This window comes from Curtobacterium flaccumfaciens, assembly GCF_013359815.1.
GTDB lineage: Bacteria > Actinomycetota > Actinomycetes > Actinomycetales > Microbacteriaceae > Curtobacterium > Curtobacterium flaccumfaciens.
This window is the reverse complement of sequence record NZ_JABMCF010000040.1, coordinates 371,884-391,388: the sequence shown is the minus strand read 5'-3', so window position 1 is coordinate 391,388 and position 19,505 is coordinate 371,884. Positions and strand designations below refer to the sequence as shown.

General features: G+C 71.4%; 16 protein-coding genes and 1 other RNA gene. 3 read left to right on the top strand and 14 right to left on the bottom strand.

The window, feature by feature from the left end:
- Positions 1-198: 198 nt before the first annotated feature.
- The 6 genes from HP445_RS15615 to HP445_RS15590 all read right to left on the bottom strand — a co-directional run bounded on the left by HP445_RS15615 (position 199) and on the right by HP445_RS15590 (position 10,015).
- Complete coding sequence (locus tag HP445_RS15615; protein ID WP_128779815.1) at positions 199-1,626, bottom strand: UDP-glucose dehydrogenase family protein; 1,428 nt, start codon at positions 1,624-1,626, stop codon at positions 199-201.
- On the bottom strand, positions 1,623-3,209 hold the full coding sequence (locus tag HP445_RS15610) for a glycosyl hydrolase (protein WP_128779814.1): 1,587 nt from the start codon (positions 3,207-3,209) through the stop codon (positions 1,623-1,625). Before HP445_RS15610 ends, HP445_RS15615 begins: the two co-directional genes overlap by 4 nt.
- Positions 3,202-4,836, bottom strand: a complete 1,635-nt coding sequence (locus HP445_RS15605; RefSeq protein WP_128779813.1) for a glycosyltransferase family 2 protein — start codon at positions 4,834-4,836, stop codon at positions 3,202-3,204. Before HP445_RS15605 ends, HP445_RS15610 begins: the two co-directional genes overlap by 8 nt.
- Before the next feature lie 548 nt (positions 4,837-5,384).
- On the bottom strand, positions 5,385-8,336 hold the full coding sequence (locus HP445_RS15600; protein WP_128779812.1) for a bifunctional [glutamine synthetase] adenylyltransferase/[glutamine synthetase]-adenylyl-L-tyrosine phosphorylase: 2,952 nt from the start codon (positions 8,334-8,336) through the stop codon (positions 5,385-5,387).
- Between the two features lie 36 nt (positions 8,337-8,372).
- Positions 8,373-9,710 (bottom strand): type I glutamate--ammonia ligase, encoded by a 1,338-nt coding sequence (glnA, locus tag HP445_RS15595; protein ID WP_027465449.1) that lies wholly within the window; start codon positions 9,708-9,710, stop codon positions 8,373-8,375.
- Positions 9,711-9,835: 125 nt separating this feature from the next.
- Positions 9,836-10,015: an SPOR domain-containing protein gene (locus HP445_RS15590; RefSeq protein WP_111023013.1), complete on the bottom strand. Its 180-nt coding sequence runs from the start codon at positions 10,013-10,015 to the stop codon at positions 9,836-9,838.
- A 184-nt stretch (positions 10,016-10,199) separates the two neighbouring features.
- Between HP445_RS15590 and map the strand changes: the two genes are divergently transcribed.
- The 3 genes from map to rnpB all read left to right on the top strand — a co-directional run bounded on the left by map (position 10,200) and on the right by rnpB (position 12,387).
- Positions 10,200-11,063 (top strand): type I methionyl aminopeptidase, encoded by an 864-nt coding sequence (gene map / locus HP445_RS15585; RefSeq protein ID WP_128779811.1) that lies wholly within the window; start codon positions 10,200-10,202, stop codon positions 11,061-11,063.
- Positions 11,064-11,104: 41 nt separating this feature from the next.
- Positions 11,105-11,854, top strand: coding sequence for a polyphosphate--glucose phosphotransferase (gene ppgK / locus HP445_RS15580; protein WP_027465446.1), 750 nt, complete (start codon positions 11,105-11,107; stop codon positions 11,852-11,854).
- A 172-nt stretch (positions 11,855-12,026) separates the two neighbouring features.
- Positions 12,027-12,387, top strand: an RNA gene (rnpB, locus tag HP445_RS15575) — RNase P RNA component class A.
- A gap of 395 nt (positions 12,388-12,782) precedes the next feature.
- On the opposite strand, the gene HP445_RS15570 is transcribed toward rnpB, so the two are convergent.
- From HP445_RS15570 to HP445_RS15535, 8 genes are all read right to left on the bottom strand, one after another.
- The gene (locus tag HP445_RS15570; RefSeq protein WP_027465445.1) at positions 12,783-13,517 is read right to left on the bottom strand and encodes a zinc ribbon domain-containing protein; all 735 of its coding nucleotides are present in this window, start codon (positions 13,515-13,517) and stop codon (positions 12,783-12,785) included.
- 2 nt (positions 13,518-13,519) lie between these two features.
- Entirely contained in the window at positions 13,520-14,365 is an 846-nt protein-coding gene (locus HP445_RS15565) for a Nif3-like dinuclear metal center hexameric protein (protein WP_128779810.1), read from the bottom strand.
- Positions 14,366-14,514: 149 nt separating this feature from the next.
- Positions 14,515-15,561: a hypothetical protein gene (locus HP445_RS15560; protein ID WP_128779809.1), complete on the bottom strand. Its 1,047-nt coding sequence runs from the start codon at positions 15,559-15,561 to the stop codon at positions 14,515-14,517.
- Between the two features lie 106 nt (positions 15,562-15,667).
- Positions 15,668-16,300: an RBBP9/YdeN family alpha/beta hydrolase gene (locus tag HP445_RS15555; RefSeq protein ID WP_128779808.1), complete on the bottom strand. Its 633-nt coding sequence runs from the start codon at positions 16,298-16,300 to the stop codon at positions 15,668-15,670.
- A gap of 64 nt (positions 16,301-16,364) precedes the next feature.
- A complete protein-coding gene (locus HP445_RS15550; protein ID WP_111031837.1) occupies positions 16,365-17,348 on the bottom strand; it encodes a helix-turn-helix transcriptional regulator in 984 nt (327 codons plus the stop codon).
- A 129-nt stretch (positions 17,349-17,477) separates the two neighbouring features.
- Complete coding sequence (locus HP445_RS15545) at positions 17,478-17,891, bottom strand: ATP-binding protein (RefSeq protein ID WP_035808261.1); 414 nt, start codon at positions 17,889-17,891, stop codon at positions 17,478-17,480.
- Positions 17,891-18,226, bottom strand: a complete 336-nt coding sequence (locus HP445_RS15540) for an STAS domain-containing protein (RefSeq protein ID WP_017886068.1) — start codon at positions 18,224-18,226, stop codon at positions 17,891-17,893. Before HP445_RS15540 ends, HP445_RS15545 begins: the two co-directional genes overlap by 1 nt.
- Positions 18,227-18,285: 59 nt before the next feature.
- Positions 18,286-19,494, bottom strand: a complete 1,209-nt coding sequence (locus HP445_RS15535; protein WP_241660353.1) for a multidrug effflux MFS transporter — start codon at positions 19,492-19,494, stop codon at positions 18,286-18,288.
- Between the last annotated feature and the right edge of the window lie 11 nt (positions 19,495-19,505).

Sequence of the window (19,505 nt, the reverse complement as noted above, 5' to 3'; positions counted from 1 at the left end):
ATGTTCCTTCCCATAGCAGCCGGACTGGAAAGCGGAATCGGGCGTACCTGGTCAGAACTCCCGACCAGGGACGCCCGATTCGACCCGGTACGCCCGATTCGACCAGGGACGCCCGGAACCGCCCGAACAGACCAGCCCCCGGGCGCACGGGAACGGGGCCCGCGCCGCCCGGCACGGACCCCGTCTCGCGAACGGTGACTAGCGGCTCGTGGCCAACGCGTCGTTCGTCCCCGCTGCGACGCTCACGGGTGCACCCGTGACCGGCGTGGGACGTCCCAGGGAACTGACGGTCCACCCCGCTTTCACCCAGTCGAGGACCGGGAGGCAGTTGCGCGCGTCGATGACGACGCGGCGCCCGACGAGGTCGCCGAGGGCGACCGGGTCGGCGGTGATGATGTCGTCCCACTCGGTGAGCACGAGGACGACGTCGGCGCCCTCGATCGCGTCCGTCATCGAGGCGGCGTAGCTCAGCGTCGGGAACGAGCGCTTCGCGGGCTCCATCGCCTCGGGGTCCCAGAGCGTCACCTGGGCGCCGCGGAGGTGCAGCGCGGCGGCGACGTTCAGCGCCGGGGAGTCCCGGACGTCGTCGGTCAGGGGCTTGAACGCGGCACCGATGACGGCCACGCGACGGTTGAGCACCGATCCCCCGGCCGAGTCGATCGCCATGTCGATGACCCGCTGGCGCTGCCCCATGTTGATCTCGTCGACCTGCTGCATGAGGCCGACGACCTGGCCCGCGCCGATCTCGTTCGCGCGGTACATGAGCGCCCGGATGTCCTTCGGCAGGCAGCCGCCGCCGAAGCCGAGGCCGGCGTTCAGGAACTTCCGGCCGATGCGGGCGTCGTGGCCGAGGGCGTCGGCGAGCGTGGAGACGTCGGCGCCGGTGATGGCGCACATCTCGGAGATCGCGTTGATGAACGAGATCTTCGTGGCGAGGAACGCGTTGGCGCTCACCTTGACGAGCTCCGCGGTGGCGAGGTCGGTGGTGATGACCGGGGTGCCCTCGCTGATGGGTGCGGCGTAGACCTCGCGGATCACGGCGTCGGCGGCCTCGGAGGCTCCACCCCAGACCAGACGGTCCGGGTGCAGGGTGTCCTCGACGGCCTTGCCCTCACGCAGGAACTCGGGGTTCCAGATGAGCTCGGCGTCGATCCCGGCGGGCGTGAACTCGCGGACGATGCCGCGGAGTCGCGATGCGGTGCCGACCGGGACCGTCGACTTGCCGACGATGAGGCCCGGGTGGGTGAGGTTCTCGGCGACGCCACGGGTGGCGCTCTCGACGTAGGCCAGGTTCGCGGCGTGCGACCCGGCCTTCTGCGGGGTGCCGACGCAGACGAAGTGGACGTCCGCGGCGGCGACGGCCGAGGCGATGTCGGAGGTGAACCGGAGCTTGCCGCTGGCGACGTGCTTCGTGATGAGCTCGGGCAGCCCGGGCTCGAAGAACGGGACCTCACCGGCGGACAGTGCGGCGAGCTTCGACGGGTCGATGTCGACACCGATGGTCTCGAAGCCCATCTCGGCCATGGCGGCCGCGTGGGTGGCGCCGAGGTAGCCGGTGCCGATGACGCTGATGACGGGTGCGGGGCGGGTGTCGGCCGATGCGGTCGACTTCTTGGACTCGCTCATTGCGTGACCTCCTGCAGGTCGTAGTCGATGTCGTTGCGCTTGATGCCCTCGGCGAAGGCCTTGAGGGAATCGGCGCGGGAGTTGAGACGCCAGTCGTTCGTGGTGCGCTTGCCGTCGATGATGGTGGTCGCGGTCTCGCTGAAGTACGCGAAGCCGACGATGTCCTTGTTGGCGGGGTCCGCCAGCGCATCGAAGAGCGAGTTGATCCACTGCGTCTTCTGCGGGTTCGCGACACTCGTGCCGGTCTCGGTCGCCCCGATCTCGTTGAGCATGATGCCCTTGCCCGGCGCGATCTGGCGGAGCTGCGTGAGCGTCGCTCCGAAGGTCGTGCCGAACGTGGGCTGCTCGGTGGCGTCGCGGTAGTAGCCGCTCATGCCGACCCAGTCCACGTAGTCCGCACCCGGGTAGTACTGCTGCATGTAGTCGAGCGTCTGGTACTTCGGGTTGCCGAGCTTGTCGATGCGGCTCGGGGACCAGTCCCAGATGACGTACTTGTTCGCGCCGTTCGCCTGGAAGACGTCGTGCACGTGCTGCCACATCTTCACGTAGGAGCCGGCCGGGTTCTTCTGGTCGTCACCCTCGGACCAGTTGTACCAGGAGCCGTTCATCTCGTGGTCGAGACGGATGACCATCGGCTGCCCGTTGGCCGCCAGAGCCTTGGCGTACTTCGTCAGGTAGGCGTCGAACGACCCACCGGAGATGTCCTCGTTGGTGTACCCGGGGACGTACTTCTGGTCGTTGCCGGTCTGCGCCGGCACCGTCTCCCACGTCATGAGCGGGACACGACCGTTGGCCCAGGAGCGCTGCACCGCGGGGGCGTTGAACTCCTGGTCGAAGCCCTGGAAGAAGCCGGTCATGTTCGACGCGGTGCCGACCTGACGGGAGACCTCGTCGTACTCGGCCCAGTTGAACGGGGACTGCGCGGTGTACAGGCCGTACCAGCGCGACTGCTGACCGAGGATCTCGGCCTTGGTCGGCGTGACGACCGGGGTGGCACCCGGGTCGGTCGAAGGACCGGGGTTCGGCTTCGAGCCGCCACCGTTGCCGGAACCAGAGCCGGACCCGGATCCGTTGCCGGAACCGGAGCCGCTGCCGTTGTCAGACGAGCCCGAGCCCGAGCCGGACCCGGACGCACCGGCCGAACCGGCACCGGACCCGCCGGAACCCGAGCCACCGCTGCCGGAACCCGCGGCGTTGACGTTGGACGAGCCTCCCGAGTCCTTGGCGGCACCGAGCTGGGACTGCAGCGACGCGATCTGCGCCTTGAGTTCCGAGATCTGGTCGCCACGCGACCCGGCCTGGGCCGTGCGGGAGTCGAGCTTGCCCTCGAGCGACCAGATGCGCTCCTGGGCGGCGTCGAGCTGCGTCTGCAGCTCGGCGGCGGACACCTTCTTGGCCTTCGGCGCCTCGACGCCGAGCGCCTGGTGCACGGCGGTCGAGACGGGGCCGGAGGGTGAGATCCACACCGACCAGGTGATGAGGCCGAGCGCCAGCACGATGGCCGTCGTGCCGATGGCCGTCCGGCGGGCGTGCTTGCTGGACTGCGCCCACCAAGCACTCGAGGAACGGATGAAGTCAGACAATGAGGAACGCCTCCAGGGCGAAGATCGCGATGCCGATCACGTACGGGATCGCTGCGTACGGGTTGTACCGGCGGGCTCGGGCGGGGGCCGGCGCGGCTGCTCGCTGGGCCTCCTGCTGCGCGACCGCTGCTGCGGCCTCGCGGCGGGTGGCGAGGACGGTGGTGGTGGAGTTGGTCGCCGCGTCGGCGCCGAAGAGCTCGTCGAACGCACGGTCCACGGCCACCTGGTCGACGGTCTCGAGCGGAGCGGGCGAACCAGCGCCCGGCCCCGCCTGCCCGGACCCGGCCGACCGGGCACGCTCGGCGTCGATCGGACTGACCGGGATCTGCGCCGTGGAGGACAGCGGCTGGACGGCGTCCGCCGGGTCCTCCTGCATCGGACCACCGGCGTAGGCACCGGCCCGGGTCCCCCAGCCGGACGCGTGCGCCAGGCGGAAGAAGCCGATGAGCCGGATCGGCATCAGGAAGAACGTCGACACGATGATGAACATCGGCAGGCGGAAGAAGTCGCTCGGCTTCTCGGACAGGTGCCGCATCTGGCGGATCGCCATGCTCAGCACGCTCGAGATCACCATGAGCGCCGCGACGTAGACGAACCCGGTCGAGAAGCCGTACTGCGACAGGATGCCCTGGTACAGGTTCTCGCCCTGGCCGGTGAAGGCACGGTAGATCCAGCCCGCGATCACGCCGAAGAGCATGAACGGCAGGATGATGTCGGTGATGAAGAACGCCGCGAGGACCGGGGCGTGGCCGAGCATCCACGGCAGCATCCGCAGCGTGTTGTACTGCGAGCCGCGGGCCCAGCGGAGCTGCTGCTTGAACAGCTTCTTCACCTGCAGCGGGGCGTCCGTGTAGACCAGCGACGTGTACTGGTAGACGGTCCGGTACCCCTCCTTGAGCGTGAGGTTCGTCAGCGTCCGGTCGTCGGAGACCTCGAGGAACACGCCCATGAACTTCTCGTGCATGAACCGGTCCATCACCCGCATGAGGATGCTCCGGCGGAATGCGATGGTGCGCCCGGGCAGGCAGCCGATCTGCCCGAGGACACTCTGTGCCGGCATCGAGTAGAGCGCCCGCGAGTTCTCGAGCCAGTCGGCCCAGCGGGTGATCCAGCTGCGCTCCGGTTCGAGGATGCGCTGCCGGGTGGTAACGCCACCGACGGACTCGTCGGCGAACGGCTTGAGGAGCTCCTCGAGCGCGCCGGGGGTCCAGACGGTGTCGGAGTCGACCAGCACGGTGATGTCGCCGTTGGACATCTCGGTGCCGACCTTGACGGCGTTGCGCTTGCCCGGGATGGGCGTGTGGGTCCAGCGGACGAGCGGGGCGAACTCGTCGCAGACCTCCTCGAGCGCCTCGTTGCGGGCACCGTTGATGACGACGATGATCTCGCCGGGCTGCTGCTCGACCATGCGGCCGATGACGTCACGGAAGAGGTCGAGCGGTTCGTCCACGACGGGGACGACGACGCTGGTGGTACCGACGAAGGTGCCGGTGAAGGGGCGGTAGCGGGCGGAGATGACGACCTTGAGCAACCAGAGCAACCAGATCACCGCGGAGTACACGGCGAACAGGTAGAACTCGGGGTGCCCTTCGACCATCTGCCTGATCTGCAGAATGAAGGTGAACACTGATCCCTGCTTCAACGTTCGAGGTGGAGATTCCGCTTCATCGGGGAATCAGGGCCGGTTCGGGTGATGCAATTGATGCAGAACCTGAACGCGCGCGCAACGCGGCCCCCGTCCGGGGGTGTTACGGGCGCGTTACGGGGTACACACCGGTCCCCCTCTCGGCCGGTCGGAGTGGTCCCCCGTGGTGCTGACAGCACTCCTGCGGACCACGCCTCGACGCCGGGTCGCCCCGATGGGCGACAGGTGCGGCCTGGAGGCACGGGTCGGGTTCGACGGAAAGCCCAGGTCAGCAGGTGGTCACGCGGCGTGTCGGGGGACGTCGGAAAAGGTCCCCTGGCGGTCCGGTGGGAGTTCGGTCACGGGCCGGTAACGAGCCGGGCTCTGTTTCGAACAGGGGTACGAAGAGGGTGCCGTCGGGGGACGTCGTGCGACACGGAGAATTAACCTTCGACGGCTGCTCAGGTCGGGTCCGTCCGCAGACGCTCGGGCGTGTCGCGAGGTGCTCGGTGCTGGGTCGGCGGCAGGTCGGGCGCTGCGCCGGCGGCAGGTCAGGCGCCGTAGAACTCGCGCTCGAACACCTGGCGTGCGCGCCGCGTGACGCCGAGGTAGTCGTCCTCGAGGCGGCTCGCGGAGCCCGGCGGGTACTCCATCAGCCGCGCGACGCCCTCGAGCTGCACGCGGTCGACGGGCAGCACGTCGGTGGTCTTCCCCGACCACAGCACGAGGGCACTGCGGGTGCGCGACGCGAAGCGCCAGGCGGCCCCGAGCCGCTCGCCGTCCTCGGCGCCGACGAGTCCGGCGTCGACCGCGGCGTCGAGCGCCTCGAGCGTCGACGTGGTCCGGAGCGACGGGATCTCGAGCGCGTGCTGCAGCTGCAGGAGCTGTACGAACCACTCGACGTCGCTGAGCGATCCCCGGCCGAGCTTGAGGTGCCGGGCCGGGTCGGCGCCGCGGGGCAGCCGCTCCGACTCGACGCGGGCCTTGATCCGGCGGACCTCGCGCACCTGGTGGTCGTCGATCTGCTCGGGGTACCGCGTGCGGTCGGCGAGGTGCTCGAAGTCACGCAGGAGCTGTGCGTCACCGACGGCTCCGCGGGCACGGAGGAGCGCCTGCGCCTCCCACGTGAGCGACCAGCGGGCGTAGTAGGCGCCGTAGGACTCGAGCGTGCGCACGACGGGCCCGTTCTTGCCCTCGGGGCGCAGGTCGATGTCGAGGTCGAGCGGGTGGATGGTGTCCTCGGTCAGGCGGTTGAGCTCGCGCACGATGGTCTGGGCGGTCCGGGACGCGACCTCGGGCGCCAGGCCGGGGGCCCGGTACACGTACAGCACGTCGGCGTCCGACCCGAAGCCGAGCTCCCGACCGCCGTACCGGCCCATCGCGATGATCCCGAACTCGAAGCCCTCGGGGGCGTCCCGGCGGGCGAGCGCGAGGGCGCCGGCGAGAGTGGCCTCGGTGACGTCGCTCAGGGCCGGGCCCAGGCCGTCGACGTCGAGGGAGCCGAGCACGGCGGCCATGCCGAGCCGCAGGGTCTCGCGCCGTCGGGCCGACCGGAGCAGCGCCGCGGAGCCGTCGACGTCGTTGCCGTGCCGGGCGGTGGTCGCGGTCATCTCGGCGAGCAGGGAGTCGATCGGCCGCGGACGCAGGAGCGCTTCGGGTTCGTCGAGCCAGGCGACCGCCTCGGGGAACCGCTCGAGCAGTCCGGACAGGAACGCCGACTCGGACAGCACCGTGGTGAGCGAGTGTGCGGCGCCGGACGAGTCGCGCAGCATGCGGAGGAACCAGCTCGACTCCCCCAGGCCGTCGCTCAACCGCCGGAAGGCCAGCAGCGCACGGTCCGGCGCCGGTCCCTCGGCCATCCAGCGCAGGAGCACCGGGAGCAGGTTCCGCTGGATCGCCGCACGCCGGCTCGTCCCCTGCGTGAGGGCGCGGATGTGGCCGACGGCTCCGGCGGGGTCGACGAAGCCGACACCGGCGAGCCGGTCGACGACCTGGTCGTTGGTCAGGACGATCTCGTCCTCGGTCGAGGCCACCGCGGACAGCAGCGGCCGGTAGAACAGGCGCTCGTGCAGCCCGCGGACCTCGAGCTTCACGGCGCGCCAGCGGGCCTCGAGCGCCGGGGCAGACGCTGCGACGCCGCTCGACCGGGCGAGCACCCGCAGCTCCTCTTCGTCGGAGGGCATGAGGTGCGTCCGCTGCAGGCGGCGCAGCTGGATGCGGTGCTCGAGCACCCGGAGCAGCGCGTAGTCCGGGCCGAACCGAGCGGCCTCGGCGCGGCCGACGTACCCGGCGTCGGTCAGGGCGTCCATCGCCTCGAGCGTCGACCGGACCCGCACGGACGGGTCGTCACGGCCGTGCACGAGCTGCAGGAGCTGCACGGTGAACTCGACGTCCCGCAGGCCACCGGGGCCGAGCTTGAGCTGCCGGTCGACGTCGGCGTCGGGGATGTGCTCGGTCACCCGCTCACGCATGCGCTGCACCGACTCGACGAACCCCGGCCGGGTGGAGGAGTTCCACACGAACGACGCGACGGCCTCGGCGTACCGGGCACCCAGGTCTGCGGATCCCGCGATCGGACGGGCCTTGAGCAGCGCCTGGAACTCCCACCCCTTCGCCCAGCGCTCGTAGTACGCCACGTGCGAGTCGAGGGTGCGGACGAGTGCGCCGTCCTTGCCCTCGGGCCGGAGGTTCGCGTCGACCTCCCACAGGGCGGGTTCAGCGGCGAGGTCGGTGATCGCGTGCATGGCGGCGATCGCGATGCGGGTGGAGACGAGCACGGCCCGGTCGGTGGGGACGTCGTCGGTGGGCTCGGTGACGAAGATGACGTCGACGTCGCTGACGTAGTTGAGCTCGCGGGCGCCGGCCTTGCCCATGGCGATCACCGCGAGCGGGGTCGCCGCGACGTCGGCCGCGGGGAACGGGACCTCGCGCCGGGCGATGTCGACCGCGGCGTCGAGGGTGGCGCCCGCCAGGTCGGCGAGGCCCGCCGCGACGGCCGGGAACGCATCGGTCGGCACGGCGTGCAGTACGTCGAACAGCGCGATCTGGGCCAGGTGCCGGCGGTAGCGCACGCGCAGGCGCATCCGGGCGTCCTCACCTGTGGCGCCGTCGACCGCCTCGGTCAGCGACGCCGTGTACCGCTCCTGCGACCACGGTTCACCGACCGGTTCGAGCAGCAGTGCGAGCTCGGCCGGACGCCGGTGCAGGAACTCCCCGAGACCGATCGAGGCGCCGAGCAGGCGGATCAGACGCTCGGTCGCCGCGTCGTCCGTCAGGACGGAGCGGAGCTCGTCCGGTGCGCGCTCGAGCAGCCGCTCGAGCATCCGCAGGGCGCCGTCCGGATCAGCGGTGCCGCCCCAGAGCGCGGCAGACCCGGCGACCGGCAGCGGCACGTCGGGGCCGAACCGGGCCTCCAGGTCGGCAGCCCGCTCGAGGCTCTCCGACAGCTCGGCGAACCCCAGACGGGCCAGCTCCGAACGTGACGTCGTCGTCCGACCGGTCATGTGGAACGTGCTCCCGAGGGGTCAGGGCGCTCGGTTCTAGAGCGCGCCGAGGTTGGTGTCGAGCTCGAACGGGGTGACCTGGTCGCGGTAGCGCTTCCACTCCTGCCGCTTGTTGAGCAGCACGAAGTTGAACACCTGCTCGCCGAGGGTCTCGGCCACCAGCTCGGAGTCCTCCATGAGGCTCAGGGCGTGGTCGAGGCTCGCGGGCAGCTGACTGTAGCCCAGTGCCCGTCGCTCCGAGTCGCTGAGGCTCCAGACGTTGTCCTCGGCCTCGGCGGGGAGCTCGTACTCTTCCTCGATGCCCTTGAGGCCGGCGGCGAGCAGCAGCGAGTACGCCAGGTACGGGTTCGCCGCCGAGTCGATGCCGCGGTACTCGATCCGCGAGGACTGGCCCTTGTTCGGCTTGTAGAGCGGCACGCGCACCAGGGCCGAGCGGTTGTTGTGGCCCCAGGTCACGAAGGACGGGGCCTCGTCACCGCCCCAGAGCCGCTTGTAGGAGTTGACGAACTGGTTCGTCACCGCGGTGATCTCCGGCGCGTGCTTGAGCACCCCGGCGATGAAGTGCTTGGCCGTCTGCGACAGCTGGTACTGGCCACCGGCCTCGTAGAAGGCGTTCTGGTCGCCCTCGAACAGCGAGACGTGGGTGTGCATGCCGGAACCGGGCTGGCCGGAGATCGGCTTCGGCATGAACGTCGCGTAGACGCCCTGCTCGATCGCCACTTCCTTCACCACGGTGCGGAAGGTCATGATGTTGTCCGCCATCGTCAGTGCGTCGGCGTAGCGGAGGTCGATCTCGTTCTGCCCGGGGCCGGCCTCGTGGTGCGAGAACTCGACCGAGATGCCGAGGTCCTCGAGCATCCGGACCGACCGGCGGCGGAAGTCGTGCGCGCTGCCGCCGGGGACGTTGTCGAAGTAGCCGGCCTGGTCGACGGGCTGCGGGCCGCCGTCCTTCCACTCGCGGCTCTTCAGCAGGTAGAACTCGATCTCGGGGTGCGTGTAGAACGTGAACCCGCGATCGCTCGCCCGCGCCAGCGTGCGCTTCAGCACGTTGCGGGGGTCCGCCACGGCGGGCTGCCCGTCCGGCGTGGTGATGTCGCAGAACATCCGCGCGGTGGGGTCGATCTCGCCGCGCCACGGCAGGATCTGGAAGGTCGAGGGGTCCGGGTGCGCCAGGACGTCGGCCTCGTAGGAACGGGTGAGGCCCTCGATCGCGGAGCCGTCGAACCCGATGCCCTCGGCGAACGCGCCCTCAACCTCGGCCGGGGCGATCGCCACCGACTTCAGCGTCCCGATGACGTCCGTGAACCAGAGTCGGATGAACTTGATGCCGCGCTCCTCGATGGTGCGGAGCACGAAGTCCGTCTGCTTGTCCATGCACGACCTTTCCGTGTATCGGGTGGCCGCTGGCGGGCCTCGTCCCAGGCTAGTGGTCCGGCGGTGTGCGCGGGGCCGTGCGACGCGCCGTCACCGGGGTGCCGGCGGGGCGCCGGCCGCAGAGGTCAGCGGTCCTCGGCATCCCACTTCTCGTTGTTCGCGGCGATGCGGTCGAGCGCGTGCTGCGCCTCCTCGCGCGTCGCGAACGGGCCGATCCGGTCACGCTGCGGGGACTGCGGGCCCTGCTCGACCTGGCCGGTCTTGTCGTTGAACCACCACTGGGACTCGATGCGTTCTTCGCTCATGTCGCCCACCGTACCCACGCAACCGTCTGGAGGCCCGGTGCCGGTCCGCCGGACCGGCACCGGGCCTCCAGGCAGTCACGCCCACCCCGCCAGGCCGCACCCCGGGGCGGTTGCGCTCGGCGCCTCGGGCTGCGCCCTGGGACGGTTGCGTTCGGCGCGTCGCGCCGCGGCTAGAGTGGTCCGCATGCCCCGGGACGAACACGGACACCTGACCGCCGGCCGCATCTCCCCGCACCGCGCCGTCCCGAAGGACATCGAGCGTCCGGAGTACGTCGGGAAGGTCGAGCCCCACGAGCACGGTCTCGGTGACACCTACACGCCGGACGAGGTCGAGCGCATCCGCGTCGCCGGACGCATCGCGTCGCAGGCCATCGACGCCGTCGGCGAGGCCATCCGCCCCGGTGTGACCACCGACGAGCTGGACCGGATCGGGCACGAGTTCGTCGTCGCGCACGGTGCCTACCCCTCCACGCTCGGGTACCGCGGCTACCCGAAGTCGCTCTGCTCGAGCCTCAACGAGGTCATCTGCCACGGCATCCCCGACGACACCGTCCTGCAGGAGGGCGACCTCGTCAACATCGACATCACCGCCTACAAGGACGGCATGCACGGCGACACGAACCGCACGTTCGTCGTCGGGCAGGCAGCGCCCGAGGTGTCGGACCTGGTCGCCCGGACCGAAGAAGCACTGCGTCGCGGCATCAAGGCCGTCGCCCCGGGCCGGCAGGTCAACGTCATCGGTCGCGCCATCGAGGCGTACGCGAAGCGCTTCGGCTACGGCGTCGTCCGCGACTACACCGGACACGGCGTCGGTCGGGCGTTCCACTCCGGCCTGATCATCCCCCACTACGACGCACCGCAGTACGACACGGTGATCGAACCCGGCATGGTGTTCACCATCGAACCCATGCTCACGCTCGGCGGCATCGAGGCCGACATCTGGTCCGACGACTGGACGGTCTCGACCCGTGACAAGTCGTGGACCGCGCAGTTCGAGCACACCCTCGTCGTCACCGAACGCGGCGCGGAGCTCCTCACCGTCTCCTGACCGGACACCTCCGGCAGGCAACCGAAAGGCACGACAACCTCATGACCTCCCTCGCAGTCGGCGTCGACATCGGTGGTACGGGCATCAAGGGCGCGATCGTCGACGTCGCGTCCGGCGCCCTCACCACGGACCGCATCAAGAAGGCCACGCCCGAGGGCGGGAAGCCCCAGGACATCACGGCGGTGGTCAAGGAGATCATCGGCGAGCTCGCCCCCGGTGACGACGTCCCCGTGGGCGTCTGCTTCCCGGCGATCGTGCGGGACGGCAAGACGATGTCCGCCGCGAACGTGTCGAAGAAGTGGATCGGCTTCGAGGCCGAGGCGCTGTTCGAGAAGGAACTCGGCCGCTCCATCCACTTCGTCAACGACGCCGACGCCGCCGGGTTCGCCGAGCAGCAGTTCGGTGCGGCCAAGGGCAAGGACGGCCTGGTCATCGTGACGACGCTCGGCACCGGCATCGGCACCGCGCTCATCAACGACGGCGTGCTCATCGTCAACTCGGAGCTCGGGCACCTGGAGATCGAGGGACACGACGCCGAGTCGCGCGCCTCGTTCGCCGCAAAGGAGCGCGACGACCTGTCGTGGAAGCACTGGGCGAAGCGTCTGCAGAAGTACTACTCGACGCTCGAGGCGCTGCTCTCCCCCGAGCTGTTCGTCGTCGGCGGCGGGGTCTCGAAGCAGTACGAGGAGTTCCTCCCGCTGCTCGACCTGCAGGCCGACATCATCCCCGCGACGCTCCGCAACAACGCCGGCATCATCGGCGCTGCGACCCTGGCGGCGCGCAGCGTCTAGCGCTGGTCGCGCGTACCTGGTCGGGGGTACTTGGTCGCGTGTGTACCTGGTCGAATCGGGCGTACCTGGTCGGGAGTTCCGATCAGGTACGCCCGTTCTCATCATGTACGCGTGTGCGTGGGGCGCCCCTCGCATCGGGCACCGCGGAGCCGGGTAGACTCGCTCCAGCGAATGGGTCGGTGAGACGGTCGCGTCGCTCCCCCGGGAGCGCCGAGGAACGTCCGGGCTCCACAGAGCAGGGCGGTGGGTAACACCCACCCGGAGCAATCCGCGAGACAGTGCCACAGAAAGCAGACCGCCGGCGGAGACGTCGGTAAGGGTGAAACGGTGGTGTAAGAGACCACCAGGGGTCCGGGTGACCGGATCCGCTCGGTAAACCTCGCCCGGAGCAAGGTCAGACAGAGGACGTTGAGGCTGCTCGCCGAGTCCTCGGGTAGACCGCTGGAGGCCGACGGCAACGTCGGTCCGAGAGAGATGGCCGTCACCGCCGTGCAAACGGCGGGACAGAACCCGGCGTACGGCCGGCCCATTCGCCCCTCCTCCGTGCCGCGTTGGTCGGCGGCGGTCGGCGCGCGCGGTCACGACTCCCCGCTCAGGTTCGCCGAGCGGTCACCAACCGTCGGCCGGCACGGCCGCAGCCGACAGTTCGTGACCGCTCGCCGGCACGCACCCGACGCGTTGCGACCAGCCCACGACGGACGGGAGGCGCGGTGCGGCGCCGCCACGGCCTTCCCGTCAGGCGGCGCGCGCGGTCACGACTCCCCGCTCTGGTTCGCCGAGCGGTCACCAACGGTCGGCCGGCACGGCCGCAGCCGACGGTTCGTGACCGCTCGGCGGCACGCACCCGACGCGTTGCGACCAGCCCACGAACGGACAGGAGGCGCGGTGCCGGCTGGCACCGCGCCTCCGCCTCGGACGTCGCTCGCGTCTACAGCCCGGACTCGGCCGTCCGCACCAGGATCGCGTCGCTGTCGGGGCACAGCACCACGTCGTCGGGCGCGGCCCGGCGGATCGTCTGCAGGTCGGAGTTGTTGAGCGCCACGCCCGAGGCCGTCGACACGCCGCCCTGCAGCAGCGAGGCGCCGAAGCCGTAGCGCGCACGCTGCCGGTCGTACAGGGCGAGCAGCTCGGCCGGCACCTTGGCGGCGACGTCGGCGCGGGCCTGCTCGGCGGACTCGCGGTCAGCCGTGAGCCGGGCGATCTCCGCGTCACGCTCGGCGACCAGACCACCGCGGGCGGCCTCGACGTCGGCGAGCTTCGCCTCGATGTCACCGACCCGGGCGCGGAGGCCGTCGAGGTTCTCCATGATCTCGAGCTCGGCGGTCTCGAGGCCGCCGATGCGCCGCTGCAGCGAGTCGAGCTCGCTCTGCAGTCCGGCGGCGTCCTTCGCGTTCGCGACGTTCTGCAGCATCGTGGTGTCGCGTTCGACACGGGCCTGCGCGACCGCGGTGTCGGACTCCAGGCGGGCGAGGTCGCGCTCGGCGTCCTCGACCTCGCCGGTGGCGGCGACGAGTTCACTCCGGAGCGCCGCGGCCTGCTTGCTCAGCTCGGTCAGCTGGTCGCCCTTCTGCAACGACGTGATGCGGTGCGCGATGCGGGTGACGTCGTTGTCGAGACGCTGGACGTCGAGGAGGATGACCTGGTCCTCGGGTGCTGCCTTCATGGTCAGTCTCCTTCTGTGGGGGTGGTGGGTTCGGCGGCCGGCAGGACGGCGAAGTCCCACGGGTCGGTGCGGAGGTCGCTCACGGTGACGCGGACCCCGGCCCGGGTGCGCAACTGCTCTGCGGCGACGTCGAGCCAGAGCCACTCGGTGGCCCAGTGCGAGGTGTCGATGAGCGCCGGGCCGCCGCCGAGGAGCGCCTGTTCGCGGAACTCAGAGGCCGGGTGGTGCCGCAGGTCGCTCGTGATGTAGACGTCGGCGTCGAGTACGGCGGGGTGGCCGAGCAACGAGTCGCCGGCACCCGCGCAGAGCGCCACGGTGCGCACGGGCTGGTCGAAGTCGCCGGAGACGCGGACGCCGGTGGCCGTCGGCGGCAGCAGGTCGACGAGCTTGCGGGCGAGGGCGCCGAGGGTCGTCCCCTCGGGCAGCACGCCGACGCGCCCGATGCCCGTGTCGGGGTCGGCTCCGGCGTCGAGCGGTCGCTGCTCGGTGAGCCCGAGGCGGTCGGCGAGGACCGCCGAGGTGCCGGTCGTCACGACGTCGGCGTTGGTGTGCGCCGCGAGCAGGGCACTGTCGCCGCGCACGAGGGTCGCGAGGACGCTGCCCTTGTAGGTCGACTCCGCGATCGTCGTCACCCCACGGAGCAGCAGCGGGTGGTGCGTGAGCAGGAGCCCGGCACCGAGTTCGACGGCTTCACGGGCGGTGGCGGGGACCGCGTCGACGGCGAGGTGCACGTGCTCGACGGTGGCGTCCGGGTCGCCCGCGACGAGCCCGACGGCGTCCCACGACTCGGCACCGGCGGCGGGCCACAGGTCCTCGATCACGGCCTGGAGTTCGCGGAGCGTCGGCATCCCGTCAGTCTACCGAGGCGACCGCCCCGCACGGGGCAGCCGGTCCGTGTGGGGTGATCCGGGCCTCCAGGCAGTAGGGCCGGAAGCGGGGTGACCGGAGGCGGGGTGACCGGAAGCGGTGCAGCCGACCGCGCCGCGGCCGCGGGGCGTCAGCGACGACCGAGCAGGCCGAGCAGGCGGTCGACGAGTCGCGACCACCAGCCGGCCGGGGCCGGTGCTGCCGCGGTGGCGGTGTCGGTGTCGGTGTCGGCTTCCGTCGCGTCCGCGACGGGGGCCGGGAGAACGGGTGCGGCGACGGCGTCCGGCAGGACGACCGGCGTGCTCGCGGTGACGCCCTGGTGCGCGGTGAGCGCGGCGGCGAAGGCCGCGCGGTCGATGACCGTCGGTCCGGTGGCGGGCAGGACGAGCGGGGTGGGTCGCGTGGCCGCGGACACCGGGGACACAGCCGGGAGGCCCAGCACCGGCCGGACGGGTTCGTCACGTTCCGGGGTGACGAGTTCCACCACCGGTGCGGCTTCCGCGGTGGGAGCGGCCTTCGCTGCTGCGGGGACGTTCGCTGCTGCGCGGGTCGGCTCGGGTGCCGGCCGGGTGACGAGCGCCACCGGCGCGGTCGCTGCGCGGCGGGCTGCGGCGCGGTCGCGGCGGTCCGCCTCGGCGGCGGCATCGGTCAGCAGGTCGGCGAAGACGGTGTGGGCGAAGGCGCGGGCGGCCGTCACCTCGGGGTCGTCGGAGCCGGCGACGGTGGCCTCCCACGCGGCGAGGCGAGCGAGGTCCTCGTCACGGCGGCGGACCTCGTCCTCGAGCAGGACGATGCGCTCGATGCTGCTGCGGCCCGTGGACGACGACACCTCCACCGCGAGGTCCTCGATGCGCAGGGCCAGACGCTCCGGCGGCTCCGGGAACGACGGGGCGCAGACGGCGGCGTGGCGGGCGCGGTCGCGGCCGAACGCGGGGGCGGCGACGGGTGCCGGGGCGGTCGACTGGTCGGCGGTCGTCCCGTCGGCGGTCGCTTCGGCGGCGGCTGCGGTGCTGCTGCTCGCGGCGTGTCCGGGGCGCTGCACGGGGCCGGTGACGGGCGGGACGACGAGGTCCGGCACGTACGGGGCACGGGTCGCCGGTGCGTCGCGGAGCCACTCCTCGAGCTCGCGGCCGAACGGGTCCACGAGCGGGGTGCGTGCGCCGGACTGGGTCTCCATGTCCGAAGGATAAATATCGCGCGGGCCGAAACGCGGGACATCCGCGGTGTGTCGCTGCACCGCCTGCCATATCGCGGCGGAGTTGAGCGGCGTGTCGCGCCCGTCGTCACCGAGGTGGGCGCAGGCCGTCCTCGAACGCCCGCAGCAGTTCCCGGCCCGCCGGCCAGTCCCCCACGCCGCTCGCGACGTTCACGTGCCCGAGGGCACCGACGCGGACGACGTCCGCGCCCATCGCGTCGGCGAACACGAGCGCCCGGTCCGCGCTGCAGTACGGGTCGTCGTCGCTCACGACGAGGCGCGTCGGGACCCGCTGGGCCGAGGGCACCGGGCGCGGCGCCACGAAGCCCGATGCCTCGTCCGGGAACGGGTCGCCGAGCGGGTCGGGTGGGGCGACGAGGAAGGCACCGGCGACGAGCGCGGGAGCATCCGCCGTGGTGGCGAGCCAGTCGGCGACGGCCAGGACGCCGAGGCTGTGGGCGATGAGGACCGGGGGCTCCGGGCACGAGGCCACGGCCGTCGAGATCGCGGCGCGCCAGTCGTCCGGGTCCGGGTCGCTCCACGAGGTGGGGGCGATGCGGACGGCGGCGGGCTGCTGGTGCTGGTCGCGCTGGCCGTGCTGGTCGCGCCCGTCGTGCTCGTCGTGCTCGTCCTGCTGCTCCCGCTCCCAGACGGACTGCCAGTGCTCCGGGTCCGAGTTCCAGATGCCGGGGACGATCACCCACGGTCGCGGTCTGCTCACCCGGGCAGCGTAGCGAACCGGCGAGGCACCGTTCCGGAGTGTGACGCGCGGTGCGCTGCCCTGTTCAGAGCTGCGGGACCGCGCCCCGGGGCTGCTGCAACGTGTCGCGCGGGTACTGCCCGAAGCGCGACGCGTACGCCGCCGAGAACCGGCCGAGGTGCGCGAAGCCCCAGCGCAACGCCACGCTCGCCACCGTCAGGTCGCCCGCAGACGCACGCCGGAGTTCCTCGTGCACGCGGTCCAGCCGGATGCCACGGAGCATGGCGTTCGGCGCCGTGCCCACCTGCCGCTGGAACGCCTGCTGCAGGCCCCGGACGCTCAGGCCGACGTGCTCGGCGACGTCGGTCGTGGTCACGGGTGTGTGAGCGAAGGCGTGCATGAACTCCACGGCCTCGCGGACGCGACCCGTGGCTCCCTGTGGCAGCGCGACGTCGGGGGCGATGGACTCGTGGGGGAATGTGCGGAGGAAGGCCAGCGCGGTCTCACGCACGGTCTCGGCGAGGGCCAGCTCGGTGAGCGGCGCCGGACCGAGCACGATCGCTGCGGCGCGCTGCACCCGGCTGTTCCAGGCGCGGAGGTCCTCGGGCCGGGGCGCGGCGGTGTGGTCGAACACGAGGGGGCCGGGCCGGGTGCCGTGCACCTCGGCGGCGACGCGCTCCAGGTACGTGCGGTCGAACTGCACGAGGCTCTGTCGGACGTCCTGCAGGTCGAACACGAACGGACGCCGCGTCGGGAACACCCGCGGGGTCCCCGGTGCGAAGTCGACCTCCTGGCGACCGACATCGACGCGGCCACCGCCGTCCGACGTCCACATCACGACGTACTCGTCGGGGACCTCGACCTCGCCCTGCATCCGCCCGTCGAACCGGGTGGAGCGGAACGTCATCGATCCGTCGCCCACGACCTGGAACCGGTACGCGAACGGACGATCGGTCCGGGACGCCGAGAACCCCGTGCTCTCGTAGGCCTCTTCGTACAGTTGCACGGCCGCGTCGAGTCCGGCGCCGGACGTCTCGAACCGGATCCGGGGATCTGGGTCGACAGTCATCGCGCGAATCGTGACACGGTGTCCGGGAAACGCGACAATCGCCGACCCGTCATTGCGGTTTGCGGCCCACGGAGTGCGCTGGGCGGACGACCGGTGGGCTCCGTCGATGCGGGACGGCCGTGCTCCCGCTCAGTGCCGGGAGCGCAGCACCGTCCAGCGGTTCCGGTCGGCGACGCGTTCGTACCGCAGGTCGTCGACGACCATCCTGACGAGCGCGAGCCCACGACCGCCCTCGGCGAAGTCGTCGGGCAGCACGGCGGCGTCGGGATCCACCGTCGCCGCGACCCCGTCGTCGGACAGCAGCGCCTGGAAGCGCTCGTCACCGATCTCGAGCCGGAGCTCGCACGAGACACCGTCCGGGCGGGCGCCGTGCTCGATGACGTTCGAGGTGAGTTCGACCAGGGCGAGTTCGAGGGCCATCCGGTCCTCGGCGGCGACGGACGGCTCGTGCTGCCAGACGCCTGCGAGGAAGTCGTGCACGGCGGACACGTCGTCCGGGGGGCACGCCAGTGCGAGCATGTGCTCGGCGACGGGGGCGGTCATCACCAGTCGGTCACCGCGGCGTCCCCGTCGGGGTACGTCCGCAGGATCTTGTCGATGTTGGAGAGCTTGAGCACCATCTGGACCTGTTCCGACGGCGCCGCGATGCGGAGGTCGCCGCCGGCCTGACGTGCGGTCTTCAAGCTGCCGACCAGGGCGCCGAGGCCGGAGGAGTCCATGAACTCGACCCCGGAGAGCTCGACCACGAGCCGCGAACGCCCGTTGCCGACGATCTGGGCGACGGTCTCGCGGAAGGTGGGCGCGGAGACCATGTTGAGCCGGCCGCTGCACTCCAGGACGGCGGTGTCGGTCTCCGCCTCGTGTACGACGATGTCCATCTCGGTGGGTCTCCTCAGATCGGTGCGCCTTGCAACCAGCAACCTACCGGCTCGGACCGTCAGTTGTGGGACCGGTTTCGCCGCGTCGCCGTCACCTGGACCACGGCGGCCGCGGCCATCAGCGCTGCCATCACCCCGCCCATCGCCAGTGCGGTGCCGCCGAGGGCGCCGGCGAGCGGGGTGCCGAGACCGCCGATGCCGAAGGTCAGGCCGCCCTGCAGGGCAGCCGCCGTGCCCGGGTGCGCCGCGCCGACGTGCTGCGTGCGGGTCATCGCCGCCGGCAGGACGAAGCCCCACGCGGCCGTCACGACCGCGAGGGCGCACCACACCGGCACCGGCCCGAGCCCGAGGAGCGCCGACACCAGCACAGCCGTGGCCCCGACCGTCCCGACGACCAGACCCAGGGTCAGCAGGGCGTCCTCGCTGAACCGCCCGACGAGCCGGCCGAACAGCAGGGTCGTGACGATCATCATCGATGCGTTCGTGGCGAAGACGAGCGTGTACAGCCCCTCGGAGAACCCGAACTCCGACTGGAACACGAATGAGCTCGTCGCGATGTAGGCGAAGAACCCCACCGTCGACAGCACCCCGCTCAGCACGTAGGCCCGGAACCGCGGGATCGCCAGGAGCTCGCGGATGCGCTGCCCGTTCGCCGCGAACCCGACGCCACCACGACGCTCCGGCGGCAGGGTCTCGCGGAACCGCAGCACCACCGCCACGAAGAACACGGCACCGAGCACGGCCAGCACGACGAACATGAGCCGCCACGTCCCGACCGTCAGCACCGCTCCCCCGGCCAGCGGGGCCACCACGGGTCCGATCGCGTTGATGGCCGCGAGCGTGCCGAACACCTTCGCCATCCGGGTGCCGCTCGTCACGTCGGACACCATCGCCCGACCGGCCACGGCCCCCGCAGCACCGGCGAGTCCCTGGGCGACGCGGGCCACCACCAGCGTCACGACGTCTGGGGCGAGCGCGCAGCCGACCGACGCGAGGGCGAACAGGGCGGTCCCGACGACGAGCATCGGCCGACGACCGATCCCGTCGCTCACCGGCCCGACGAGCAACTGGCCGACCGCGAAGGCCACGAGGAACGCCGTGAGCGACAGCTGCACGGCGCCGGGCGTGGTGCCGAGGTCGCGTGCGATGGCCGGGAGTGCGGGGATGTACATGTCCGTCGCGAACGGCGAGACCCCGACGATGAGCGCCAGCGGCACGATCGGGGGCAGCACGGTCGTCGTCGGTCCCAGGCTGCGCTCCGTCGTCACCTCGGACACGC